The organism is Mycobacterium sp. IDUB_3 (assembly GCF_055419585.1).
The window spans coordinates 1-24,296 of the sequence record NZ_JBVAXZ010000002.1; the positions used below are offsets into that span (position 1 = coordinate 1).

Consider the following 24,296-nt stretch of genomic DNA (forward strand, 5'->3'; position numbering starts at 1 on the left):
AGCGAGAAAAACGGCACCGTCTGCTGGTACTCGAACGCCTCGCCGAACAAACTGCGTACTCCACATTTGTCGGTCAGCGCTAACACCTCGGTCAGCAACCGACTCTTCCCGATGCCGGGCGGCCCTTCGATGACCAGCACGCCTCCGCGCCCCTGGGCCACCGCGGTAACCAGCGCGCCGATCAGTTTCAGCTCGTCCGCCCGCCCCCGAATCGGCGGAGTGACCAGCGGCTGACCGCCGACATCAAAAAGGCCGGTTGAAGGCCCCACCGGTTTCCTGTCCACGAGTTACTGAACTGCCCTTGCAGTGGCGCAATTGTAATCATCGACGTGATTTGCTGTCGATCAATCAGTGCCGTGCGTGAGCTGCGCCAATTGGGCGCGGGAGGTGATGCCTAGCTTGGCGAATGCATTGTGGACGTGGGTCTTAACCGTGTGGGGGGAGAGGTGCAGCTCGGTAGCGACGTCGCGGTTGGTCGCACCCTGTGCGATGAGGTTGACGACGGTGAGTTCGGAGTCGGTGAGGCTGTCCCAGCCGGTTTTTGCCCGCGATTGCGTGACGATGCGCCGTTCCACGCCTAGTCGGCGCAAGGCGCGCCCCACCCGGCGGGCATCGGCAGTCGCCCCGCACTCGACGTAGGTGTCGAACGCCGCGTTCAGTTGGTCGAGCGCCTCAGCGTTGCACTGTGCGCGAGCCAGCTCGACGCCGGCATCCTCGGCGGCGCTTGCGCAAAGAAGCGGCCGCGACGACGAATGAAGCAACTCCGCGGCAGCCAGCAATGCTTGGGTATCACGCTCGAGGATCCCGCGAATGTGTTGGGCAACTGTGGTGAACAACCGAACCGCGGGCCGCTCCCGTTCGAGCACGTCAACGGCGTCCAGGAGACGCGCTCGCAGCCCGGCATCACCGGCGGCCGACGCTACCCGTGCGGTCAAGGTCAGCTGATCCAAGACCGTCGGCAAGAACGGTGTCACGAGTAGCGAGATGTCGCTGCCCAGCCAGCGCGCCGCTTCATGGACGTCGTCGCGCTGCCACGCCGCCAGTCCTAGCACGCCCGCCGCCTCTCGACGTACGGAAGGTGTGCCGTTGGAGTAGGCATCGCGCGCCTCACTCATCGTCTCTAGCAACAACGTTCGGTCGTCGGTGCGCGCCGCCACCTCCGCCAGGATGAACATGCGCCTCACGTCTACGTAGGTCGAGCCCGTTCGACCCCCCGTCGGCAGCCACTCGATGGCGGCGCGGGCAGCCGCCAACCGGCCCGCGGCCACCTCCGTCCCCCCGGCCGTCAGGGCCCAGATGTGAAGCCCCATGCCGTCGCGTTCCTGCTGGGATTTTTCTGTGCGGCCCGCGACCAGTGCCGCGGATTCTTCCAACCGTCCGACCACGGCGAGCAGATTTGCCAGGTGGATCGCGGCGAGGTGATGAGCGGTCGTATCGTCCGCGGGGGTCAGGGCTTGGAGTTCCTCAACGCGGTGGAGAGCGCGGCCCGGGTAACCGTTCGCGCAGTCGAGGCAGGCAAGTGCGACCCCGGACAGAATGCACGACTCGAGATCGCCGGTGGATGCGGCGGCTGCGGCCGCCTCGTCGGCTGCCGCGCTGTCATGTCCGTGTTGGCCGTACATCGCCAGGTTGTAGGCCAGCCACGCCCGATGTCGTGCCTGTGTGGCGCCGCTGAGGTGGGGCAACTGAAGCGCGCGGCGGTTCTCTTCGATGTGTCGCGTTGTCGTATCTGTGGTTAGCGTGGGGAGCCGGAGGCGAATCTTGGCCTCTTCTTCGGGCGCCAGCGCATCAGACAGGGTGGTGCTCGCCAACCGTTGCGCCTCTTCGTAGCGTGTGGCCCGATTGAGCAGCACGATCGTTTCTGTCACGAGTGGCCCGCGTCCCGGATCCTGAGGGGGCTGGAGCTCCAACGCGCGCTTGCTCAAATCCGCCGCAGCGCTTGGATCGCTATTGGCCACCGACCGTGCGGCCTGGCGAAGTGCGGCGATCGCGGCCTGGTCGCCCATCTCGGCGCTGCGGGCGAGTTGGGTTGCGACCTCCTCGGGCGCCGCCCCCATGTCCAGCATGACGGTTGCCGACTGGCGCTCCATCGCTCGGCGCAACGATTGGGGCAACGACTGGCGGGTCGCTTCGCGCAGCAAATCGTGACGGAACCTCATCTGGTCACCGTCTTCGATGAGTAAGTCGGCGCGGACAGCCTCATCTACCGCCGATACCAGGCCGGTAGGTCGACGTTCCAGCATCGCGGCGAGCAGCCGGGCCGAGAACCGGTCAGGCAGCACTGCGGCTACCTGCACGACTTGGCTCGCGGCATGGGAGAGTTGGTCGAGTCGTTGCTGCATGGTGTCGCTGAGGCGTCGCGGCAACGTGTCTCCGGTGGCTACCGCGCGGCCGCCGCTGACATCGAGCCGGCCCTCCTCGTCCAGTCCGCGCAGCAGTTCTGTCAGCAGGAACGGGTTGCCGTGTGCCTTGTCGGCCAGACTCAGAAGCGACGGATCTGCGTTGGCTCGCACTGCGTCTTGCACAATGTCGGCGACTGCGCCCGGTGTCATGGCCGTCAACCGCAGAAAATCGGCATCGTCGCGTTCCAGCGCGGTCAGCGTCTCGCGAACGGCCGGTCCGCCTGCGCCGGTTCGCGCGGTAAGCACCCACAGCACCGGGGCGTCGGGCCGCGTTGCGGCCAGCGACCGCAGCGCCAGCAGGGTGGCGTTATCGGCCCAGTGGATGTCCTCGAGAACGATCGCCAAGGGTTTTTGGGACGCGGCCGCATGTATGGCGGCCTGTAACTCGCGCACCACCCAGTAGCTGAGATCGGCGGTCGTGCCCAAGCGGCGCAACGCCTCCGCATCCCCGACAGGGGGATCCGCACGCAGGGTCGCCATGAACAGTGAGAAGAACGGCACCGTCTGCTGATACTCGAACGCCTCGCCGAACAGTGACCGAACACCGACCTTCTCGGCGAGCGCCAAGACCTCGGTCAACAAGCGGCTTTTGCCGATGCCCGGCGGCCCCTCGATGACCAGCACGCCCCCGCGCCCCTGGGCGAGTGCCGCGATCAGCTCGCTGATCACCTTCAGCTCGTTCGCCCGCCCACGGATCGGCGGTATGCCAACCTTCCCGGTCGCCCTCGCGGTGCTCACGCCAACCACCGCCCACCGACCCCGAGCGGGTGGGCGGAAGACCCCGAAGTTGTGTTGGCCACAGTTCTCGCTACCGTTAGCGCTGGCAGTAAGTGTAGGCCTGTTCCTTGGCCTCACCTGCCGTGTATCGCGTTCGATTGAACTAGATATGTACTCCGCAATTACCTCCGGCGCGCGCTGGTGTCCGTTTGGGCTGGCGGGCCCGAGTCCCGCCAACGCAGCGAAAATCTTCTCGCCAGCCGCGCTCACGCTGTGTCCGCTCACCGGATTCTCCTCGTTGTGGCATCGATGTATAGGCTCTTGCGACTCATGACACCGCGGCGCACGGATGGTGAGGGTCTCAACATGAGGTGAGTGAGCGTCTCAAAGTGAGACGCCGGTGGGCGTGCTGAACCGGCCGTCATCGTGGTCCCGAATGGGTGCCCCCGGGCATGCGCTGGTTCGTCTGAGCAACGTCACCGCGGTCCGTAAAGTAATCGTTTAAGGTCTACAGCGAAGGGACGCCCAAATCTTCCGATCGCGGAAGTGGGGTGACAGGCCGCCGCTCGACGGCGAGCCAGAGTCGAGGTAGTTCGAAGATGGCGCATGGGGGCTCCGCGACCGAATTAGAGCGGGCCAGGGAAAAGTTTTTGTCCGTCGAGTCGCTCGACGCGGTGCGGTCACTCGATGAGGACATTCTGCAGCCCAGCGTCCTGGACTCCTGGCGTCGGTCGCACGCCTTGCGCCTAAACCCCGACCGGGTCGAGCTCCCATATGTGCGTGAACCCAATATGGGTTCGCAGTTGGCGCGTGCGGCCGCGCCGGTGCTGCGGCGCATCACCGATGACCTGGCTGCGCAAGCTGTCAGCGTTATCTTGACGTCAACCGACGGGGTGGTGGTTGAACGAACCGCCGCGGAAGTGTCCATCCTCAACGCGTTGGATACGGTGAGCCTCATACCTGGCTACAGCTTGGCTGAAGAGGTGGCGGGCACCAACGGGATTGGCACGACGCTGGAGACTGGGCAGCCGGCGTTCATCCGTGGCGGTGAGCACTACGTGGCTGTGTTCACCGGCTTCGCGTGCGCAGGTGCGCCGATCCGTGATCCCATAACGCGCAGACTCGTCGGCGCCGTCAATATGAGTTGTCTGGCCGACGAATCCGATCCACTGTTGCTCGCGCTGGCTACCAGCGCCAGTCGTCAGATCGAGGATCGCATGCGGGTGGTGGCGCATGAGGGTGAGACCGCGCTATTGGAGGCGTATCTGCAGCAGGCACGGCGATCTACGAGCGGTGTGCTAGCGATTGGCGGCGATGTGGTGTTGATGAACCCCTATCTGCGCCGGACGCTCGACGGCAACGAGCAGACCGCGCTGCTCGAACACGCCTCGGATCTGTGCGCCTCCACGCTGTCGGGCACGACGCTGGCTGTTCTGCCAAGTGGGCACATCGCCAAAATTACTGCCGCCGACCGCTCTTCGATGCGCGGCGGCCGAACGAATGTCGTTTTCCGCGTTGATCTTTCCGTCCAGACAGGCTTGCACGAGGCTCAAGTCGGCCACTCGTTGCGCATTCAAATCCCTGGTCTGGCAGGTCGCAACAGCGCCTGGCTACGCTGCTGCCAGCAGGTGCGGCAGTGCTGCCGCGACCGAGACTGGGTAATGCTCGAGGGAGAGAAAGGATCCGGCCGGGCGCGGCTGGCCCAGGCGGTGGGGCAGGATGCGAAGCCAGGCCGAACCGTTCGGGTGATGCGCGCCGCGACGTTTCCCAGCGCGGTGCGTTTCGTCGCCGAGCTGGCGGCTGAGTCAGGCGATGAGGACTTCGCGGTGGTGATCGCCGACCTGGATGAAATCGACAAGGACACACTCGAATCGATCACTTCGATGCTGGCCGCGCGCGCAGGCTCGGGATGGATTGCAGCGACCAAAAGTTCCGCGCCTCCTTCCGCACCGCTCACACATCTGCTGCCGCTGTTTACGCATACCGTGACCGTGCCGGCGCTGCGACACAGGATTGACGACCTCGAGGAACTGGTGCCACTGCTGCTGCGCGAAATCACCCGGGGCGCTGATGTGAAATTGGCGCCCGATGCTATGCGCCAACTCAGCAGGCTGCCGTGGCCGGGCAACGTCTCGCAGCTGCGGCGGGTTCTGACCGAAACCGTTGCCCGCCAGCGATCGGGCATTATCCGAGCCGACAAGTTGCCACCTGAGTGCCGCTCGGTCACGCGCCGCAAGCTGACCCAATTGGAAGCCCTGGAGCGCGACGCGATTGTCCGTAGCCTTCAAGACCATGGCGGAAACAAACAAGAGGCGGCTCGCAGCTTGGGAATGTCGCGGGCGACCATTTACCGCAAGATAAACGACTACGGCATCGCGTAACCCTCCTGCGATTGAGGGTCCAAATCGTTGGCCCACAATCATCATCGTGAAGCGTCACGTCCCTACTGCGCCTCGGGTGCGGTTTGTCGGCAACTCGTGATGCGCGAAACGATCGGCAAATCACCCGGGTGAATCAGTTCCCCGGGCGATGACCACTCATCCCACATCGGTTAATCCTGGCTTAACAACTGGCGAGCGGACGGTACGTGGAGCCAACCATGCTTTTTCGGATCTACGTTCGGGGCCGATAAGCGAGCAATGCCTCGCGACGACCTGGCTGCGTTGATCACCGCGGAACGCCATCGCCACAAATTGGAGAAAACCAGATGAAGCCTCGCCAATTTCAACAGTCGCCTGCCGCATACGGGTCCGGCGCCGCGCGAACACCACGGCTGCTGCATCGTATGCGGGACGCCGCCTTTCGCCGCCGTTGGGCGCACCGGAAGGGAGATGCCGCGATGGACGCCGCCCGGGCGGTCGAGGATCAACTTCACGCGCTGCGGCCCATCTGCAGTGCCCAGCAGGTGTCAAGCGGGATTACCTGCGGTGCGCCGGCGGTGGCGGTCGCCGAGATACACGCCATCGACGGATGTGACCAGATGGGGCTGACCCCAGACGGCGACATCATCGAGACGCTCTGTCAAGCCTGCTTGGCTACTGTGCGATGGGCGATGGCGACCTACGTGGGCGACAAACGCGAGATGGCGTCTCGATGCGGCACCCACCCGGCGTGCGCCACCTGCGGGCGTCCCACTGGATACCTGCGCAGTGTCTTGGCTGTGCGCCCGATCGGGCCTAGGGGCTGACGCCATGAGCCGACTACGCGATGCCTCGCTGTTTGTGGCCGCGGTCGCCGGTGATTACGCGGCCCTCACGTTGATCGACGGCCAGCTAACCGATTTCGGCGTCTCCACCGCCGTTTGTGCGGGATCCTTGATCACCGCGGGGCTGAACGCCCGTGCCGCCAATCGTCGCCGCCAAGCGATGGTGCGGGGACGCGCGGCTGTCTGGCAGCGCCGTGATCGGCAGGCAGGTACCGCCTCCGGACAGCAGTGCCCGTTATGCGGAGGCGCGAGCCAAAAACCAAGTGAATCACCCAGATTCGTTGATCGGCAGCTCACGCGCTTATGCGGGGCCTGCGCGCCGCCGGCATTTAACCCAGAGCCGACACGATGATCCCCGAAGCCACCCGCTCACTGCGCCAGATCGGCCGCTACAGCCGCGAAGCAAGCGGATAACCAAGGCACCCTGAGGTTTTCGAAGATGGATTTCGGGGCATTGCCACCAGAAATCAATTCCGGCCGCATGTATTGCGGGCCGGGCTGCGGGTCGATGCTGGCCGCCTCGGCAGCCTGGGACGGGCTGGCCGCCGACCTGCATTCCACAGCGGGCTCCCATCAGTCGGTGATCTCGGACCTGACCAGCGCGGCATGGCTGGGTCCCGCGTCGGTAGCGATGGCGGCCGCCGTCGCACCCTACGTCTCGTGGCTGACGACGACTGCTGCGATGTGCGAGCAGGCAGCCACGGGTGCCAGGGCCGCCGCAGCCGCCTACGAGGCCGCATTTGCGATGACGGTGCCTCCACCGCTGGTCGCGGCCAACCGCGCACAACTGATGTTGCTGATTGCGACGAACATCCTTGGCCAAAACACTCCGGCGATCGCAGCCACCGAAGCCGAGTACAGCGAAATGTGGGCTCAAGACGCCGGGGCAATGTACGAGTATGCCGGCGCTTCCGCTGCGGCGTCGGCATTACCGCCGTTCGCCTCGCCCCCGCCTACCACAAATCCAGCCGGGCTCTTCGGCCAGGTCGCCGCAGTTGCCCACGCGGGCGCCACGTCAGCCGGCACGGCCACCCAGACCATCATGTCGACGGGCTCGCAGCTGCTCTCGGCAGTACCCAATGCACTTCAGGGAGTTGCACTGCCGTTACCGGCCGCTGCCGCATCACTCCCATCATTCTCGCAATTGCTGAGCTTACTGAGTCCGGTCAACCTGACCGTTGCGTCGGCATCGACGGCCATCACGTCGACGGGCATGGCGGGATCGTATGCGGGCTTGGGATATGCGGCCCACTACGACCCAGACGGTGCCAGCAAAATGGATGCCATATTGGAACGTTTGGGGTCCGCTCCGGGAGGCTCAGCAACAGGCGCAGTAGCGTCGTTGGGTTCGCCAGAAGCGGCGGCAGGCAGCGGTGCGGCACCTGCATTGTCGGCGGGTATAGGCCGGGCCTCCTCAATCGGCGCGTTGTCGGTGCCGCCTACCTGGTCCGCGGCCGCTCCGACGATCAGAAGCGTCGCGGTGGCATGGCCGAGCGCCCTCCCCGGTGGCGTCCCGACCGTCCTGGCAGCGAGCCAGGAAAACATGCTCAACGAAATGCTTTTGGCGAGTATGGCAGTGCGCGGCATCCGCGGTGCTCCGGCTCAGAGCCGGTCAACGATCACCATAACGGTGACGTCGCGCCCGCCGGATAGGCCCACGAGCGTCGACAGGTGAAGGCTCCACCCGGTGACGCCTTCGCACTCACCCGGGTGATTTAGCCCGCCGGGTGATGACGACTCACCCCACGTCGGTTAATGCTGGCTCAACAGCCGGCGAGCGGAGGGCAAGTGCAGTCGACGATGTACCGGATCTGCATTCGAGGCCGCGTGACCGAGCGGCTCGGGTCCGCATTGGAAGGGATGCGCCTCGAAGCCGGTGCGACCGAAACCGTGTTCACCGGTGAAATCCACGACCAGTCACAGCTTTACGGACTCCTCGATCGGGTCCGTGATCTGGGCCTTGAGCTCATCAGCGTACAACCGCAGCCCGCGGCTGACGCGACGACAATAACCCTCATCAGGAAGGACCTGTAATGCGAGCGATCACTGTTTCCGATCGTGACTCCGGTGTCGCCGGCCTGTCTCTGACGGACCTGCCGTACCCCCAGGCGGCCGACAACGATGTCGTCGTGCGGGTGCACGCCGCCGGTTTCACACCCGGGGAGCTTGACTGGCCGCACACCTGGATCGACCGCGCGGGTCATGACCGGACACCGAGCGTGCCCGGCCACGAGCTGTCGGGCGTCGTGGTTGAGTTGGGGTACGGCACCACCCTTTTGACTGTCGGGCAGCGGGTGTTCGGGCTCGCCGATTGGGCCCGCAACGGCTCGCTGGCGGAGTACGTCGCTATGGAGGCCCGTAACCTCGCGCCGCTGCCGATGGACATCGACCATACTGTGGCCGCGGCGCTGCCGATCTCTGGATTGGCCGCCTGGCAGGGCTTGTTCGACCACGGCCGCCTCGCCGCCGGGCAAACGGTTCTGATCCACGGTGCCGCGGGTGGGGTTGGGTCGATTGCGGTCCAGCTCGCTCGCGAGGTCGGTGCGCGCGTCATCGGTACCGGCCGGACCGCAGACCGTGACCGGGCGGGGGAGCTCGGCGTCCACACGTTCCTGGACCTGGAGACCGAAAAGCTCGAAGACGCAGGCGAAGTGGACGTGGTGTTCGACGTGATCGGCGGAGAGGTCCTCGCCCGATCCGCCGCTCTGGTGCGAGCCGGCGGAACGCTTGTCACCATCGCCGAGCCGCCGAAGACCCAGCCGCACGACGGCCGGGCAGTTTTCTTCCTTGTCGAGGCCGATCGCGCGCAGCTCGCCGACCTCGCCGCGCGAGTGCGCGATGGCCGCCTCAAGCCGGTGGTGGGTGCCGTGTTGCCACTCGCCGAAGCTGCCGCCGCGTTCGCTCCCGGCAAGCGCATCCACGGCAAGACGATCCTGCGCGTCGTCGAAGACTGAAGACGGAAGGCAGCCCAAAATGGCACTAAGACTGCCACTCACCGCACTAACGGTTGCGGTGATGCTCGCACCGGCCGCACACGCCGAGCCGACGCCAGAAAATCCGGATCAAAACCCAGTGGTTCGACCGGTTTTCAATCAACCTAGCAACGTTCCGGGCAAGTCACTTGAGGCAGTAACCGTCAGCTATCCGCCCGGAGCTAGAAGCGGAGCTCACCACCACGCGAAGTCGGCGTTCATTATGGCGTACGTGATCTCCGGAGCGATCCGCAGTCAAGTCGAAGGTGAGCCGGCACGGGTTTATCACGCAGGCGAGACGTGGAGTGAAGCCCCCGGCGCACACCACACGATCAGTGAAAATGCCAGCGCCACCGAACCCGCGCAACTGCTGGCGGTCTTCCTGCTCGATACCGGAGACGGCCCGCTCACCACGGACGACAACACGACGCAATGAGCCAGCGCGTCAACGACGGAAATTGTTCGCACCATTCGGCATTCATAGTTTGACGCTTCGATTTCCGGGAGAAGTCCATGCGCACCCCTGATCCGATCCGAGTTGTCCGGATGGCATTGCGGTTCTCGCTGGCGGCGTCCTTTCTGTCCGCTGTTGCCGACCGGTTCGGTTGGTGGGAGCCGTTTGGGCAGGGTAGCTGGGGGAGCATGGCCCGCTTCACCGACTATGCCCACCAGCTGGTTCCGTTTGTTTCTGGATGGTTATTGACCGTCATTGTGTGGGTTGCCACCGTCGCCGAAGCGACCCTGGGGGCCTTGCTGATCGCGGGCTGGCGCCCGAAACTCGTTGGCGTGGCAGCTTGCTCGTTGCTCATAATTTTTGGTACCGCGATGGCTGTGTCCCTCGGTATGGAATCACCGCTTAGCTACAACGTCTTCTCCGCGGCAAGCGCAGCCGCGGCCTACGCCATACTCGGCACATCATGGCCCCCACATACCCCTGGTGCCAAACACCACGGGCGCCTTGTCCAGTCGCGAACACAGCTGGACGCACCGATCATCGGGAACGAGGGTAGATGAAAGCTGGTAAAGACTTCGACGTGATCGTCGTAGGTGGCGGTGTGGGTGGAGTGGCCGCAGTGCGGAAGCTTGCGTCCATAGGCCTTTCGGTAGCGCTCGTTGAGGATCGTCTATTCGGTGGAGAGTGTCATTACTGGGGCTGCAACCCGAGCAAAACGCTACTTCGCTCGGTCGAGGTGTTCAATCTCGCGAAGGCTGTTCCTGGTGTGCGAGAAGCTATTTCGAAGTCAGAACTGGATGTTGCGGCCGTCTTCGCGAAACGCGACACGATCATCGAGCATCTCTCGGATCAAGACAGAACAGCATCACTGCGGCAAGCCGGTGTAGCAGTGTTTCATGGGTTCGGCCGGTTGAGCGGCCAACGGACAGTGCGCGTGGCCTACACCCTGGGGGATACCACCGAAGCCGTCCTGACCGCACGCCACGCGGTCGTGCTGGCCACCGGCACTCGACCTAACATGCCGGAGATACCTGGGTTGCCACAAGCACGCCCGTGGACGAATCGGGACTTGACGACCATGACAGAGGTGCCGCCTCGCGCGCTGGTGGTGGGAGGCGGCCCCGTCGGCGTCGAATTCGCGACCATCCTGAACGGTTTGGGCTCCGCGGTAACACTTCTGGTACGCGGGAACACCCTGCTTCCCAACTGCGAACCCGAAGCCCGCGAGCTAGTCGCGCAGTCACTGCGAAGCAAAGGCGTCACGATTCACTTTGAGACAGAGTTGTCGACGGTAGCCCGCCCCGTGGCGGGCGGCCCCGTCACCGCGACTTTCCAACGTCAGACCGTCGAGGTGGACGAAATCGTCCTGGCGGCCGGACGGCGCACCAACACCGACAACATCGGGCTGGAAACCCTTGGCCTGCCAGGCGGCGGGTTCGTTCCTGTGAACGACCATCTACAGGCGGTCGACGTCGCGGGCGGCTGGCTCTACGCGCTGGGAGATACCACCGGGCGCGCGCGGCTGTCTCATATCTCCACCTACCACGGCCGTGTCGTGGCGGACATCATCGCGGCCCGAGCCGCAGGGCGAGAACTGTCCGAGGACGAGTTGATTGCGCGTGATGCCGGCAGTCTTGCCCAGGTTATCTTCACTGAGCCTCAAGTGGCCTGGGCGGGGCGCACGGAAAGTCAGGCTCGAGCAGAAGGGTTCGTGGTGCGGACGCGAACCGCCCGTTACCCCGGAACACTGTCATTTCTGTCCCTTTTCAGGGATGGCTTCCAAGGGTGGGCGAAGTTGGTCATCAACGCCGAGACCAACACATTGCTCGGAGCGACGTTCGTCGGCCCGGAGTTCTCGGAACTGATTCAAGCAGCCACCCTGGCTATCGTCGCGAAGGTCCCGGTCAGTCTGCTACGCCATGCTGTAGCGCCGCATCCGACGGTTAATCAGGTCTGGGATCTGCTGGTCGCCCAAGAGTACGAATGTGCCCCGTTACGGAAAAACGCGGCGCAGAAAGCACAGAAGAGCGCTTAAGCGAATCGCCTTACCCATCAAACCCGTTAGACCCCGACCTTTGGGAGGAACCACAATGACCTGCGACTGGCCGGTCGTCTCACTGTGACCATGCTTGTAGCGGGAGTCCGCACGCTCGGCGGCAAAGTGGAGACGCTCGAAGTGGACGACCCGCGACCGTTGGCGGCCGACGAGGTCCTCATCGACATTCGCGGCGCAGGTGTCGGCAACTGGGACAACATTATTCGCTACGGCGGCTGGGACGTTGGCGCGCGGCCACCGCTGGCGCTCGGTGTCGAGGCGGCGGGAATCATCGAGGCCGTGGGTAATCGTCCGAGCGGATTCAGTGTGGGCGATGAGGTGCTGTGCCATCCTGTGCCGCTGCGCGGCCAAGGCACGTGGGCGCCGTTTCTGATCGCACCCGTCGCATCGCTCGCGCGCAAACCGCCCGAGATTTCGTGGGAGACCGCAGCGATCTTTCCGGTGCCGGCGTTGACCGCCGAGCAGGTGGTCGGCGAGGCGTTGGCCCTTCAGGGTGGAGAAACGTTGCTCGTTCATGGCGCGGGCGGACTCACCGGCGGGCTCATCGTCCAGCTGGCCGGCCTGCGCGGGGTCGACGTGCTCGCCACGGCCAGCCCGCGCAGCGCCGAACGAGTCCGCGGGCATGGTGCACGCGAAGTAATCGACTACCGCGATCCGGCGTGGCCGCACCACGCAAGGGCGCTGGCGAAGGGCTCCATCGACGCCGTCGCCAACGCGGCCCCCGGTGGTGCTGCTGCGGCGATGACCGCACTTGCCGACGGCGGCCGGCTGGCCACCATCACCCCCGATCCACCCGCATCCGCCCGCGGGATCGGCGTGACCGCGGTTTACGTCCGGTCCGACGGGGCTCAACTCGACCGCCTCACCGCGCTGCTGGCCTCTCGTCGATTGAGCATGCCGACCCCGCGTTCTTGCGGCCTGGATCAGGCCGCCGCCGCCCTCGCGCATGTCGTCGCAGGCCACGAGGCCAACGGAGTGGCCATCACCAAAAAACATCTCACGGAATCAGCCGGCAAACCATCACACCACCAAGGAGTCTCGAGATGACCACCATTACCCCGATCCCCACTGGAGTAGCCGATCACATCGGACACTACGCCGACGCCGTCGTCGTATCCGGCGGCGGCGCACAGATTTTCGTCTCCGGAACGCCCGGGGTGCGCGAAGACGGCACTGTGCCTGAGGACTTTACCGAGGAAGCCCGGCAGTGCTGGGCCAATGTCGAAAAGGCCCTCGACAAGGCCGGCGCCAAGCTCACCGACATTGTCTACATGCGCCAATGGGTCACCAGCCGTGACAATGCGTCCGCCTACCTGGCGGTGAGCAAAGACATCATCCGCCACCGACCCGCCGCCATGTTCAGCATCATCGACGGGCTGGTGTGGCCCAACATCCGCGTGGAAGTTGAAGTCATCGCCATCCTGCCGGCATGAGCGATTATCCCATCGTCGACTTGTCCACCGACGCGCTGCTGACCACGACACGCTCGGTGCGCAAGCGTCTCGATTTGACCAAACCCGTTCCCATCGGCCTGATCCGGGAATGCCTGGAGATCGCGGTGCAGGCACCGACGTCGGCCAACGTGCAGAACTGGAGCTTCATCGTGGTCACCGACGCCGAACAGCGCCGTGCGATCGGCGATGTGTACCGCCGCACATGGGACTTGATCGTCGCGTCCCCTTTCGCGGTCGCCGATCGGTTCAAGGACGACCCCGCGCGCAATCGCGAGCAGCGCAAAGTGTCCGACAGTGCGGCGTATCTCGCCGAGCACTTTTGCGAGGTCCCAGTGTTGATGATTCCGTGTGTCGCGGTTATCGATGGTGACGGCAGGCTGACGGGCGAAAACGCCAACCAGTACTGGAGTTCGGTCATGCCCGCCACATGGAGTTACATGCTCGCCGCGCGCTCTCGGGGCTTGGGAACCACGTGGACCGGTGTGACCATAATGGCCGACGACGAGATGCGGGCCATCCTCGGGTTGCCCGACAACGTCTATCACGCCACGACCGTGCCGACCGCCTACTACACCGGCACGACCTTCCATCGTGCCGAACGGATTCCGCTCGACGACGTGCTGCATTTCGACCGATGGTGAGCCGCAATGAATCTGGCGCTCAGTCATCGCCACGCGCGCAACGGTGGCCGCGGTGACATTGCGCGCCGCCGCACCGACCAGCCGCGCGATGGCTGTCGCGGTGATGGTATCGATGGTCGCGTTCCTCGACTCCACCGTGATCAACCTGGCTTTGCCGGCCACCGAGCACGACCTCGGCGGTGGCCTGGCGCTGCAGCAATGGATCGTCGACGGCTACCTATTGGCGATGGCGGCCGCGATTCTGCCCGGCGGATCCATCTCGGATCTGTTAGGTCGCGTTCCGGTGATGCGGTTCGGGCTGTTGGCTTTCGGAGCGGGCTCGGTTCTGGCGGCTGTTGCCATCGCACCGGCGATGCTGATCGCTGCGCGCCTGATCCAGGGCCTGGGTGCGGCTTTCCTTGTGCCGGGCTCGCTGGCGCTGATCAACACGGTTTTCGACAAAGCACAGCGGTCAGCAGCGATCGGCGTCTGGACCGGGTGGACCGGGACCGCATTCGCGTTGGGCCCACTGCTGGGCGGACTGAGCGTCGATTTCCTCGGCTGGCGTTGGATTTTCGTGTTGTCGGCGATCCCCATGGCGGTCGGGTACGCATTGACGTTCTGGCTGTGCCCGATGTCGGGGCGGGTCGAAGGCGCCCGAGTCGATTTCGGCGGGGCGGGCCTTTCGGCGGTAGGGCTGGCCGCGACCGTGTATGCGTTGATCGAATCGCAACGCGCCGGCTGGACCGACCCGATGGTCATCACACCGTTGGTGATCGGGATGGCCGCACTGGCTGGCTTCGTGAGCTGGCAGCGACGCAGCAGGTGTCCGATGATACCGTTGCCGCTGTTCACATTTCGCAACTTTGCCGCCGCCAATGTGGTCACCGCGTTCGTCTACGGCGCGTTGACTCTGGCATCGCTGGCCATCGCCCTCTACACCCAAGAGGTCGGCGGCTACTCAGCCACCGCGGCCGGACTGGCCACCCTGCCGATCCCGGCGCTGTCGTTCGTGTTCGCCCGTCACGTCGGCCGCATCGCCGCGCGGATGGGGCCACGCGCTTTCCTGATCGCCGGTCCGGCCTTAGCGGGGATCGGGCTGCTGCTGATCCGCCCGAAACCCAATGGATTCCACGCGATCACCGACCTGATCCCCGGGATGACCGTGCTGGCCATCGGGCTGGTCGCGACGATCACACCGCTGACGTCGGTGACGCTGGCCTCGGTGCCGACCGAACACAGCGGCGTGGCGTCGGCGATCAACAATGCCGTCTCGCGGCTCGCCGCGCTGATGTCGATCGGGTCCATGGGGTTGATCAGCGCTGGGGCGGTGAGCGCCACGGGATTCGCCCACGTGTTACAGGTGAGCGCCGCACTATTCGCCCTGGGCGTATTATGCGCCGCGCTGTTGATAACCAATCCGCCTGCCGGGTGCCAGCCTGTGCCGTGCGACATCGCGGCCTTGTGTCGCGACCGGCCCGGCGTGCAACCGGCCCTGGCCAGCAGCCCCTCGGCTGCAACCGAATCCGCCCCTCCGCAGTGATAGTTCACGCGCTGAAAAGAACACGCCTGACCATCCTTGCGCCAGCACCATCGAGCGAGCGGTCTCCCCGCAGGGAGGTACCTCAACGTGACACAACAAGTGGGAGGAAAGATGACAACAGCACCCGTACCGTCCGGAACCCGAGACCACGAGCGCATGATGACCATGCTGACTGGATTCTGGGTCACCCAGATCGTCCGTGCTGCAGCGACTTTCAACTTGGCGGATCATCTCGCGGCAGGCACCGACACGGCAGAGGCGATCGCCGCAAAGGAATCCATCGACCCGGACGCCACTCGAAGGCTGATCCGTGCCTGCGCCTCGCTGGGTCTTGTGTCGTCGGCCGATGGTAAGCAGCTCAGAGGGACGCCCTTGCTCAGCACGCTGCTCAGAGACGACCCGAACTCGTTGCGTGGCATGGTCCTTGCGCAAGCCGCTCCTGGTCACTGGTTGACCTGGGGATGCTTCCCGGATGCTGTTCGCAGCGGCACCAGGCAGATGGAGCCTGCACACGGTACACCCGGTACGATCTTCGACTACTTAGCCGCCCATCCCGACGAGGCGAGTCATTTCACCGAAGCCATGTCGAACCTGAGTGCCGCCGCTGCGATCGAGATCGCAAAGTTGGTCGATACCCGAGGCGTCGAATACGCGCTCGACGTTGGGGGAGCAAACGGCGCGGTACTTCGGGCGATGATGCGGGTCAACCCCGACCTGCGCGGTGGCGTCTTCGACTTGCCACACATCGTGTCCGACGCCGCGGCGGCGGCTCGCAAAGATGGTCTGCAGGAACGCCTCACCGCAGTGGGAGGCGACTTTTTCGAGTCGGTACCGCCTTCAGATCTGTACGTGCTCAAATACATTCTGCACGACTGGGACGACCAGAACTGCATACGGATCTTGAGAAACTGCCGTGCCGCCCTGCACCAGGGTGGGCGCCTCGTCGTCATCGACTATCTCGTCGGAGAATTCGGAGTGCCTGGGCTGCCGGCAATGATGGACATGAACATGTTGGTCATGACCGGTGGGAAGGAACGCGACATCGCCGAGTTCGATGCGCTCTTCGCCTCCACCGGACTTCGCCGCACCACCGTCGGCCAGGCTGGGCAGTTCGCCGTCATAGAAACCGTAGCGATCTGAATATGGCATCCGCCACGGGCGTCTGCGAACGCGCAATGGACACCGCATTGTTTCTGCGATCAGTGAAAGGCGCTGCAACCTTCACCATCACAGCGAAGGAGCCCACCCCGGGAATCAACTCGACCGCCATGGCGTTCGGCTAGCCGTGGCGCACGCGAAGAGATGCCTTAATATCAGCCCGTCGAGCATTCCTGATCGGGGGGCACGGTGTTGACGCTTCTCAAGCGGGCATGGGTTCCGCTGGTTGTGGCCGTGGCGTTGATCATCGGCGGCGTGGCGGTGGTCCGACTCAATGGCGTTTTCCCAGGACCTGGCCTGCCCAAGCCCGATCCGCGGGACGCAACCCCGCCGTATGCGGCCAAGACGGCCGTATACGAAATCCTGGGACCGCCCGGGACAACCGGCGTCGTTAACTGGATGGACGCGGACTCGCTACCGCAGAAGGCCAGTTTCACCACATTGCCGTGGTCGAAGACGATCGTCGCCCAGATGCCTGGCATCTTTGCCTACGTCGTCGCCCAAGGTGACAGTCCCTCCATCGGTTGCCGCATCACCGTCGACGGCAAGTTGGTCGATCAACAACAGATCAACACCCGGGACGCGCAGGTTTCCTGCTTGGACAAGTCCGCGTGACCGACGACACGAGCGACACCGACAGAATCCCCGTCGCGCAACCCACCACTGTTGAGCACAAACCGCGGATCGCCCGCACCATCCGCGTGCTGGCGCTGCCGATAGTGGTGATCTGGCTGCTGATCGCAGTCGGCGTCAACGTCTTCGTCCCACAGTTGGAGAAGGTTGCCGAGGAGGTCTCGGTGCCGCTCTCGCCGTCCGACGCGCCGTCGGTGACGGGGATGAAGCACATCGGGGAGAAATTCAAGGAGTACGACTCCGACAACCTCGTCCTGGTGACGCTCGTCGGTGACAAACCTCTCGGCGAAGACGCTCACCGGTTCTACGACGATCTGGTCAGGAAGCTGCAGCAGGACCACGAACACGTCGAGCATGCGCTGAATTTCTGGGGACAGCGATTCACGGCCTCCGGTGTCGAGAGCTACGACCACAAGGCCGCCTATGTCCAGGTCAACCTGCGGGGTGACCAGGGCGGAGCCGTCGGCGACAAATCGGTTGCCGCAGTTCGCCAAATAGTCGCGGATTCGAAGCCGCCGGCGGGGGTGAAGGCCTACGTCGCCGGTCAGGGAGCCCTGACCGCCGACACGATCGTTGTCGGCGACGCGAGCCTGGCCAAGATGACGATCATCACCATCATCATCATCGCGATCATGCTGATGTTCGTCTATCGATCCATCGGCACGGTGTTGCTGACGATGGTCATCCTGTTCGTCGGACTGGCCACCGGCCGCGGGGTGGTAGCGCTGCTGGGCGAGACCGGCATCATGGGGCTGTCGACCTTCGCCGTCAACTTGCTGACGGCACTGGCCATCGCGGCCGGTACCGATTACGCGATATTCATGGTGGGCCGCTACCAGGAGGGCCGCGAACGAGGCCTGGACCGGGAAGCCGCCTACTACGACACCTTCGCCGGGGTCACCAAAGTGGTGCTGGGCTCGGGTTTGACGATCGTCGGGGCGCTGGCCTGTCTGAAATTCACCCGGCTGCCGTACTTCAGTTCGCTGGCGTTTCCGTGCGCAGTGGGTCTGCTGGTGGTGGTGGCCGCCGGGGTCACACTGACGCCGGCGCTGATCGCCTTCGCAAGCGGCTTCGGCCTGTTCGACCCGAAGCGCGAGTTCAACTACACCCGGTGGCGCCGTTTGGCGACGGCCATCGTGCGGTGGCCGGCGCCCATCCTCGCCACCTCCGTCATCCTGGCGATCGTCGGTGCAATTGGCTTGATGGGCTTCACTCCGCGCTACAACGACCTGTACTACCTGCCGCAGAGCGCTTCGTCAGTGAAGGCGTACACAGCGGCCGATCAACACTTCACCCAGGCCCGTTTGAACCCGGACCTGCTGATGATCGAATCGGACCACGATCTGCGCAATCCCAGAGACATGCTGGTCCTGGACAAGATTGCCGGCGCCGTTTTCCGGGTGCCGGGCATCGAACGGGTGCAGAGCATCACCAGACCTCTCGGCCCGCCGATTCAAGACGGATCCATTCCGTTCCAGCTCAGTGTGCAAAGCGCGCCGATCCGCAGCAATCTGAACTACTTAAAGGACCGCGTCGGCGACATCAAGAAGATCACCGGTTTCCTCGACACTCAGATCGCACTGTTGGAGCGCCAGTACGCGGTGACCCAGAAGCTCGCGAACGCCGCGGACGACAGCTCGAAAACCACGGGGGAGACGGCGGCCATCACGGACGAAATCCGGGATCATATCGCGGATTTCGATGACTTCTGGAGACCGATTCGCAGTTACTTCTACTGGGAGAAGCACTGCTACGACATCCCGATCTGCTGGTCGCTACGATCGCTCTTCGACGCGCTGGACGGGTTCGATCAACTCGCCGAAAAGTTCCACTCGCTTACCAGCGACCTCACCAACACGGCCAAGGCCACGCGCGAATTGCTGGCGATCATTCCCGAGAACATCGCCGTCTCGAAGTCGATCCGGGATACGACGCTGACCATCTACAGCACGTTCGACAACCTGATCGATCAGTTCGACCGGCTGACCGACACGAACGCCGTGATGGGCAAGTCCTTCAACGACTCCCAGGTGGAAAGCCTCTTCTACCTGCCACCCGAGATCTTCCAGAACCCAGACTTCTTGCTGGGGTTGAGCTTGATGGTGTCGCCGGACGGCAAGGCCGCTCGCTTCATCATCACGCACTCAGTGGATCCTGCGACGACAAAGGGAATCGCGTCTGTTGATCAGGAACGCCAAGCGGCCAAGGAGGCGCTGAAACTCACCTCGCTGGAGAATGCCGACATCTACCTCGGCGGTACGGCCGCAACGTTTTACGACATCGCCAACGGCGCCAAGTTCGACCTGATGATCGCCGGGGTGGCCTCGATCGTGCTCATCTTCATCATCATGGTGATCGTCACCCGCGCTCTGGTCGCAGCGGGTGTTATCGTCGGCACCATCGTGATGTCGTTGGGGGCCGCCTTCGGGTTTTCGACCCTGATCTGGCAGCACCTTGGGAATTTCCAGCTGCACTGGGTGGCAACAGAATTCGCGTTGATTGTGCTCTTGGCCGTGGGGTCCGATTACAACCTGATGTTGGTGTCCCGAATCGAGGAGGAGATCGGAGCGGGTTTGAAAACGGGACTTATCCGCGGCATGGGCGTGACAGGCCCGGTGGTCACTGCCGCCGGTGTGGTGTTCGCCGTCACCATGGCCACGATGATCACCAGCGATCTTCGGGCGATCGGCCAATTCGGCACGACGATCGGCATCGGCCTGTTGTTCGACACCTTTGTCGTCCGATCGCTCATCACACCGTCGATCATGACGGTGATGGGACGCTGGTTCTGGTGGCCGAAGCGGGTACGCGTCCGCCCGGCCAGTCAGATGCTTCGGTCGGTGGGGCCGCGCCCGTTGGTTCGTGCCCTCTTGTACCACCCGCGGCACGGGGTCCCGTCGGATCCGCAGACGTAGCATCAGCCGGCGTCGCCGATTGCGGATTGTGTCGGCTAACGCGCCGCCTTGGCGGCCTCGCGCCGAGCCTTCTCCTTCGCGTGGGCCGAGCAGCAATGCCCCATATCGCAGTGGTACCGGTCACTACAATCATGCGAACAATAGACTGATGCGGCCGGAAGCCATTCCGGATCGGACAGCTCGCGCGGCCGGTCGTTCGGATCGAACGTATGGCCGCAATGTACGCAGACCTTGGTCTTGGCCATACCGCTCAGGGTACGCGCTTTAGCCCTAATTCGAAGCTGATTTCAGATCGCGGCAAACAAACTAGTTTCGCAAAGCAATGGCGTGCAATTGAAGGTAGCCGCATTTACGCGAACGAAATTAACTATCTTTACCGCCCCCCTATTCATTCACGCTTCGCTTCACGGCGGCGCATTACTCACCCGGGTGAATGGGCAGTTGGGGTGATGACAGCTCACCCGGGCTGCCCGCAGTCTCAGTACGAGCACGGCCGGGCGGGATTGTCACTCCGGGTCGTCCCAGCAGAGGGCGTTACGCGTCGTGGAAACGAAGAGTGGCGTCCACTCATAGCCGTCAGAAGAACCAGGAAGGGACCCCGAGTATGCATTTTGATGGCAAGAAGGTCATTGTTGTGGGCGGTAGTGCCGGCATGGGCCGGCAGTCCGCGATCGACATCGTCGGGCACGGCGGCAGCGCGGTGATCGTCGGACGCTCGAAAGCGCGCGTCGACGACACCGTCGCCGAGCTGACGAGCCACGGTGAAGCCTGGGGCATCGCCGCCGACCTGACGGACCGCGCGGCGGTCGCCGACGCGCAGCGCGCGCTTTCCGAGAATCACAGCGACGCGACGCTGCTGGTGAACGCGGCCGGGTTCTTCATCCCGAAGCCGTTTCTCGCGTACGACTCGCAGGACTACGACTCCTACCTGGAGCTCAACTTTGCGCTGTTCTTCCTGACGCAGACCGTCGTTGCGGGGATGATCGCCCGCGGCGAGGGCGGGTCCATCGTCAACATCGGCAGCATGTGGGCGCATCAGGCGATCGGCGTTACCCCATCGACCGGGCACTCGATGCAAAAGGCCGGGCTGCATGCGCTCACCCATAATTTGGCCATCGAGCTGGCCGGGCACCAGATCCGCGTCAACGCCGTAGCACCGGCCGCCGTCAAGACCCCCGCTCTCGAGCGGTGGGTCCCGAAGGACGAGATCGACTCCACCCTGGACACTTTCGCGCCGATTCATCCCCTGGGGCGAGTCGGCACCCCCGCCGACGTCTCCAACGCCATCACCTTTTTGCTCTCCGACGCGGCCAGTTGGGTCACCGGCGCGATTCTCAATGTCGACGGCGGCATCATGGCTGGGCGCAACTAACCCGATGGAGTTCCTGAGGGTGCTAGGAACCCGGCCTGAAACCCTCTGGCGCGCCGGACAATTGACCACACCCTCAAAATCTGGTGTTCTTTGAAAATAGAAGCAGTCGAGGAGAGATTGCAGTGACAATCGACATATTGAGGCCAGGCGGCCCGCCAGCTAAGTCCGTCGGCCGCACCGAAGGCAAGTCCGTGTTCAATGGGACGGTCGGTGTCCGCCACATCCTGGATAAGTTTCAGGCGGAAGGGCGTTTCTCAGTGCTCGAGCATCCAATGTCACCCCGAGCGCTGGCCGCACCACTTCATCGCCACCACAACGAAGATGAGTACAGCTGGATCATCGAGGGACGCGTAGGCGCTTTGCTCGGCGACGAGGTGCTCTACGGCGGACCAGCCGACTTCATTTTCAAGCCACGAGGCCAATGGCATACATTCTGGAATGCGGGCGATGAGCCGGCCCGCATCCTTGAGATTATTTCCCCCGCAGGATTTGAGCAGTTCTTCGACGAACTTTCTGACCTCGGCGGCATAGACAAGATATCGACAGAGACGCTAGACGCACTCTGTGCGCGGTACGAGCTGGAGATGGACGTCGACAGTGTCCCAGAACTATGCAAACGCTTCGACTTAAAATTCCCCGGTGAACCTATTTGATAATGAACCGCGGGTCCGAAATCCCTGTATACCCAAGCAAAGTCGGCGGGAAGGCCGCCCATGCGCAAGCGAAACATCAAGGAGGACAACCATGGACGGCGATTACGACGACCCGGGGCCCGATAACACCCTGGGTCCCAGCGAATCTCTGGACTCCGACGAGGTGCGCAACGACGATGGTGACATCGTGGTCGACGCACCATTGCGCTGGATCTCGCCTAAGGAAAATCTGACGCTGGATAAGCGCCTAGCCGCTGAGGAGCCCGAGTTCGGCTACACCGAGGAACCGCCGCTAATGCCCCGGCGCCACCGCGGTCAGATCAGTGGCAGCCCAAACGACGGCCCATCGTTCTACGGTGTGGCGCGCGAAGAGTTTGACGAGGACGAGGACGAGGACGTCGGCTGACCGTTAGCCAGGTCCCGTACGCCAGTAGGGAAGGGATTTTTGACTGTGACTGAATCACCAACGCCGATGGGCAGTATCGAGCGCAGTGCTCACCATGGACTGCTGACAATCATCACCGACAACGCCCAAGAAGCGCGGTTCGAGGCCACCGTAGACGACCAGGTGATCGGTCGGCAGCCCTACCGCCGCTACCGCGGCCATATAGTGTTGATGGCCATCGAAGTCGATACGCAATGGCGTGATCGGGGTGTCTCCTCAGCGATGATCAGTGGTGTGCTCACACTGATCCGCAGGGCCGGGCACACGGTTATTCCGCGGTGCAAGATCACGGGTGACTACATCCTGCGCCATCCCGAATACCGGGATCTGGTGACCGACCAATATCAGGGATTGCTCCGCCCGGTGTCGCGGCCCGCTGCGACCGACAGCACCTAACCGGGCTGCGCCGGGCGTGAGGGATCCTTGGTGCTTTCAGCAATTCGATCGGCGGCGGAAGGCACGAAACCGAAGTGACCAGTTGAACGCAACTTTGAAAGGTTAATCATGAAGATCGTAGTCATCGGCGGTCGCGGGCTGATCGGCTCGAAAGTCGCGTCCAAGCTCAGCGCGCAGGGCCACGATGTCGTCGTTGCCTCACGCCGATCAGGTGTCGATTCGTTCACCGGTGAAGGCCTTGCCGGCGCGCTCGCCGGTGCTGAAGTCCTGGTCGACGTCGCGGATTCGCCAGAGTTCGACGATGAACCTGTGATGCGCTTCTTCACCACCACGACCACGAATCTCCTTGCAGCTGAACGGGAAGCCGGAGTCGAACACCATGTGGCGTTGTCGGTGGTGGGTGCGCAGGTCATGCCAGATAGCGGCTACAACACCGCGAAAGCGGCCCAGGAGAACCTGATCAGGGAATCGGGCCGGCCTTATTCGATCGTGCGAGCGACTCCCTTCTACGAATTCGCCGTCGGCTTAGCCGATTCCGCGACAGAGGGAGACATTGTCAGGTTGCCGCACGCGTTGTTCCGTCCTATCGCCGCCGACGACGTCGCCACCGCCGTGGCCCGCGCCGCAGTCGGACGTCCAACCAACGGAGTGACGGAGATCGCTGGACCCGAGGTAATGGGGATGGACGACTTCGTCCGTAGCGGCCTTGCCGCCAGCGGTAATCGACGTCGGGTCGTAACCGACGCCCAGGCGCCATATTTCGGTGCGGTGATCGACGATCACAGCCTCGAACCCGACGAGAACGCCACCATCTTCACTACTCGATACTCCGACTGGATCGACGCGCGCCGCAGTTAAGGAAGCTGAACCGTTGAATACGACTGACTCGGAACCGAAATCAACGATAACCGTGTTGCAGGAAGTGCCGTCACCGTCGATTCCTGACGATGCCCATGTGATGACGGTTCTCATCAAGCATCCGCCGGGCGCCCCTGGTTACCCACCACATCGCCTTCCTGGCGGCCCGGGGTTCGGTTACATGATTGACGGTGAGATGTTGTTCGAGATCGAGGGTGAGGCGCCACGCGTCCTACGGGCTGGAGATGCGTTCTGGGGACCCGGCGGCGACGTGATCCACTATCGGGACGCCAACAACCGCACCGACATTCCCTGTAGCTTCGTCCTCACGTTGGTATGTGTGCCCGGGCAACCGATGCTCGAACGGGCTACCGAAGAAGAGCTTGAGGAACGAAAGGGCCTGCGCGTAACCGACTGATCAGCAGCCAACGAAGCTGCCACCT

23 protein-coding genes are annotated in these 24,296 nt (G+C 63.7%); 20 read left to right on the forward strand and 3 right to left on the reverse strand.

Annotation, left to right across the window (positions count from 1 at the left end):
• Nucleotides 1-269, reverse strand: a 269-nt coding sequence (locus tag ACZYVJ_RS20805; RefSeq protein ID WP_463833099.1) for an AAA family ATPase, incomplete at its 3' end; no start/stop codon positions are given.
• 75 nt (nt 270-344) lie between these two features.
• Entirely contained in the window at nt 345-3,140 is a 2,796-nt protein-coding gene (locus ACZYVJ_RS20810) for a helix-turn-helix transcriptional regulator (RefSeq protein WP_463833796.1), read from the reverse strand.
• A 629-nt stretch (nt 3,141-3,769) separates the two neighbouring features.
• Between ACZYVJ_RS20810 and ACZYVJ_RS20815 the strand changes: the two genes are divergently transcribed.
• The 14 genes from ACZYVJ_RS20815 to ACZYVJ_RS20880 all read left to right on the forward strand — a co-directional run bounded on the left by ACZYVJ_RS20815 (nt 3,770) and on the right by ACZYVJ_RS20880 (nt 20,129).
• Nucleotides 3,770-5,500 carry a sigma-54-dependent Fis family transcriptional regulator gene (locus ACZYVJ_RS20815; RefSeq protein WP_463833100.1) on the forward strand — a complete coding sequence of 577 codons (1,731 nt, stop codon included), beginning with the start codon at nt 3,770-3,772 and terminating at the stop codon, nt 5,498-5,500.
• Nucleotides 5,501-6,763: 1,263 nt separating this feature from the next.
• Nucleotides 6,764-7,999: a PPE family protein gene (locus ACZYVJ_RS20820; protein ID WP_463833102.1), complete on the forward strand. Its 1,236-nt coding sequence runs from the start codon at nt 6,764-6,766 to the stop codon at nt 7,997-7,999.
• Nucleotides 8,000-8,112: 113 nt separating this feature from the next.
• Nucleotides 8,113-8,358: a hypothetical protein gene (locus ACZYVJ_RS20825; protein ID WP_463833103.1), complete on the forward strand. Its 246-nt coding sequence runs from the start codon at nt 8,113-8,115 to the stop codon at nt 8,356-8,358.
• Nucleotides 8,358-9,278 (forward strand): NADP-dependent oxidoreductase, encoded by a 921-nt coding sequence (locus tag ACZYVJ_RS20830; protein WP_463833104.1) that lies wholly within the window; start codon nt 8,358-8,360, stop codon nt 9,276-9,278. Before ACZYVJ_RS20825 ends, ACZYVJ_RS20830 begins: the two co-directional genes overlap by 1 nt.
• A 19-nt stretch (nt 9,279-9,297) precedes the next feature.
• Nucleotides 9,298-9,732, forward strand: coding sequence for a cupin domain-containing protein (locus tag ACZYVJ_RS20835; protein ID WP_463833105.1), 435 nt, complete (start codon nt 9,298-9,300; stop codon nt 9,730-9,732).
• 77 nt (nt 9,733-9,809) lie between these two features.
• Nucleotides 9,810-10,310, forward strand: a complete 501-nt coding sequence (locus ACZYVJ_RS20840; RefSeq protein ID WP_463833107.1) for a hypothetical protein — start codon at nt 9,810-9,812, stop codon at nt 10,308-10,310.
• Nucleotides 10,307-11,785, forward strand: coding sequence for a dihydrolipoyl dehydrogenase family protein (locus ACZYVJ_RS20845; RefSeq protein ID WP_463833108.1), 1,479 nt, complete (start codon nt 10,307-10,309; stop codon nt 11,783-11,785). The genes ACZYVJ_RS20840 and ACZYVJ_RS20845 overlap by 4 nt, the downstream gene beginning before the upstream one ends.
• A 90-nt stretch (nt 11,786-11,875) precedes the next feature.
• Nucleotides 11,876-12,853, forward strand: a complete 978-nt coding sequence (locus tag ACZYVJ_RS20850) for an NADP-dependent oxidoreductase (protein ID WP_463833110.1) — start codon at nt 11,876-11,878, stop codon at nt 12,851-12,853.
• Nucleotides 12,850-13,239 carry a Rid family hydrolase gene (locus ACZYVJ_RS20855; RefSeq protein ID WP_463833111.1) on the forward strand — a complete coding sequence of 130 codons (390 nt, stop codon included), beginning with the start codon at nt 12,850-12,852 and terminating at the stop codon, nt 13,237-13,239. The genes ACZYVJ_RS20850 and ACZYVJ_RS20855 overlap by 4 nt, the downstream gene beginning before the upstream one ends.
• Nucleotides 13,236-13,901, forward strand: a complete 666-nt coding sequence (locus ACZYVJ_RS20860) for a nitroreductase family protein (RefSeq protein WP_463833113.1) — start codon at nt 13,236-13,238, stop codon at nt 13,899-13,901. Before ACZYVJ_RS20855 ends, ACZYVJ_RS20860 begins: the two co-directional genes overlap by 4 nt.
• Before the next feature lie 88 nt (nt 13,902-13,989).
• Complete coding sequence (locus ACZYVJ_RS20865; RefSeq protein WP_463833797.1) at nt 13,990-15,423, forward strand: MFS transporter; 1,434 nt, start codon at nt 13,990-13,992, stop codon at nt 15,421-15,423.
• Nucleotides 15,424-15,534: 111 nt separating this feature from the next.
• Nucleotides 15,535-16,563: a methyltransferase gene (locus ACZYVJ_RS20870; RefSeq protein WP_463833114.1), complete on the forward strand. Its 1,029-nt coding sequence runs from the start codon at nt 15,535-15,537 to the stop codon at nt 16,561-16,563.
• 210 nt (nt 16,564-16,773) lie between these two features.
• A complete protein-coding gene (locus tag ACZYVJ_RS20875; protein WP_463833116.1) occupies nt 16,774-17,196 on the forward strand; it encodes an MmpS family transport accessory protein in 423 nt (140 codons plus the stop codon).
• Nucleotides 17,193-20,129, forward strand: coding sequence for an MMPL/RND family transporter (locus tag ACZYVJ_RS20880; protein WP_463833117.1), 2,937 nt, complete (start codon nt 17,193-17,195; stop codon nt 20,127-20,129). Before ACZYVJ_RS20875 ends, ACZYVJ_RS20880 begins: the two co-directional genes overlap by 4 nt.
• Nucleotides 20,130-20,164: 35 nt before the next feature.
• On the opposite strand, the gene ACZYVJ_RS20885 is transcribed toward ACZYVJ_RS20880, so the two are convergent.
• Entirely contained in the window at nt 20,165-20,374 is a 210-nt protein-coding gene (locus ACZYVJ_RS20885) for a ferric uptake regulation protein (RefSeq protein WP_463833118.1), read from the reverse strand.
• Nucleotides 20,375-20,733: 359 nt separating this feature from the next.
• Between ACZYVJ_RS20885 and ACZYVJ_RS20890 the strand changes: the two genes are divergently transcribed.
• The 6 genes from ACZYVJ_RS20890 (at nt 20,734) to ACZYVJ_RS20915 (ending at nt 24,271) form a co-directional block, all read left to right on the forward strand.
• Nucleotides 20,734-21,501: an SDR family NAD(P)-dependent oxidoreductase gene (locus ACZYVJ_RS20890; protein ID WP_463833119.1), complete on the forward strand. Its 768-nt coding sequence runs from the start codon at nt 20,734-20,736 to the stop codon at nt 21,499-21,501.
• A 122-nt stretch (nt 21,502-21,623) separates the two neighbouring features.
• Nucleotides 21,624-22,154, forward strand: coding sequence for a cupin domain-containing protein (locus ACZYVJ_RS20895; RefSeq protein WP_463833120.1), 531 nt, complete (start codon nt 21,624-21,626; stop codon nt 22,152-22,154).
• A 91-nt stretch (nt 22,155-22,245) separates the two neighbouring features.
• Nucleotides 22,246-22,560 carry a hypothetical protein gene (locus ACZYVJ_RS20900; protein WP_463833121.1) on the forward strand — a complete coding sequence of 105 codons (315 nt, stop codon included), beginning with the start codon at nt 22,246-22,248 and terminating at the stop codon, nt 22,558-22,560.
• Between the two features lie 45 nt (nt 22,561-22,605).
• Nucleotides 22,606-22,995, forward strand: a complete 390-nt coding sequence (locus ACZYVJ_RS20905) for a GNAT family N-acetyltransferase (protein ID WP_463833122.1) — start codon at nt 22,606-22,608, stop codon at nt 22,993-22,995.
• A 108-nt stretch (nt 22,996-23,103) separates the two neighbouring features.
• Nucleotides 23,104-23,853 carry an SDR family oxidoreductase gene (locus ACZYVJ_RS20910; protein WP_463833123.1) on the forward strand — a complete coding sequence of 250 codons (750 nt, stop codon included), beginning with the start codon at nt 23,104-23,106 and terminating at the stop codon, nt 23,851-23,853.
• A gap of 52 nt (nt 23,854-23,905) precedes the next feature.
• Nucleotides 23,906-24,271 (forward strand): cupin domain-containing protein, encoded by a 366-nt coding sequence (locus ACZYVJ_RS20915; protein ID WP_463833124.1) that lies wholly within the window; start codon nt 23,906-23,908, stop codon nt 24,269-24,271.
• The last annotated feature ends 25 nt before the right edge of the window (nt 24,272-24,296 follow it).

Excerpts from the sequence above, each read along its gene's own strand:
- ACZYVJ_RS20835 (WP_463833105.1), top strand. The coding sequence starts at position 9,298 with ATGGCACTAAGACTGCCACTCACCGCACTAACGGTTGCGGTGATGCTC.
- ACZYVJ_RS20840 (WP_463833107.1), top strand. The coding sequence starts at position 9,810 with ATGCGCACCCCTGATCCGATCCGAGTTGTCCGGATGGCATTGCGGTTC.
- ACZYVJ_RS20830 (WP_463833104.1), top strand. The coding sequence starts at position 8,358 with ATGCGAGCGATCACTGTTTCCGATCGTGACTCCGGTGTCGCCGGCCTG.
- ACZYVJ_RS20850 (WP_463833110.1), top strand. The coding sequence starts at position 11,876 with ATGCTTGTAGCGGGAGTCCGCACGCTCGGCGGCAAAGTGGAGACGCTC.
- ACZYVJ_RS20900 (WP_463833121.1), top strand. The coding sequence starts at position 22,246 with ATGGACGGCGATTACGACGACCCGGGGCCCGATAACACCCTGGGTCCC.
- ACZYVJ_RS20820 (WP_463833102.1), top strand. The coding sequence starts at position 6,764 with ATGGATTTCGGGGCATTGCCACCAGAAATCAATTCCGGCCGCATGTAT.
- ACZYVJ_RS20885 (WP_463833118.1), bottom strand. The coding sequence starts at position 20,374 with ATGGCCAAGACCAAGGTCTGCGTACATTGCGGCCATACGTTCGATCCG.
- ACZYVJ_RS20890 (WP_463833119.1), top strand. The coding sequence starts at position 20,734 with ATGCATTTTGATGGCAAGAAGGTCATTGTTGTGGGCGGTAGTGCCGGC.
- ACZYVJ_RS20855 (WP_463833111.1), top strand. The coding sequence starts at position 12,850 with ATGACCACCATTACCCCGATCCCCACTGGAGTAGCCGATCACATCGGA.
- ACZYVJ_RS20865 (WP_463833797.1), top strand. The coding sequence starts at position 13,990 with ATGGCTGTCGCGGTGATGGTATCGATGGTCGCGTTCCTCGACTCCACC.
- ACZYVJ_RS20910 (WP_463833123.1), top strand. The coding sequence starts at position 23,104 with ATGAAGATCGTAGTCATCGGCGGTCGCGGGCTGATCGGCTCGAAAGTC.
- ACZYVJ_RS20845 (WP_463833108.1), top strand. The coding sequence starts at position 10,307 with ATGAAAGCTGGTAAAGACTTCGACGTGATCGTCGTAGGTGGCGGTGTG.
- ACZYVJ_RS20860 (WP_463833113.1), top strand. The coding sequence starts at position 13,236 with ATGAGCGATTATCCCATCGTCGACTTGTCCACCGACGCGCTGCTGACC.
- ACZYVJ_RS20870 (WP_463833114.1), top strand. The coding sequence starts at position 15,535 with ATGACAACAGCACCCGTACCGTCCGGAACCCGAGACCACGAGCGCATG.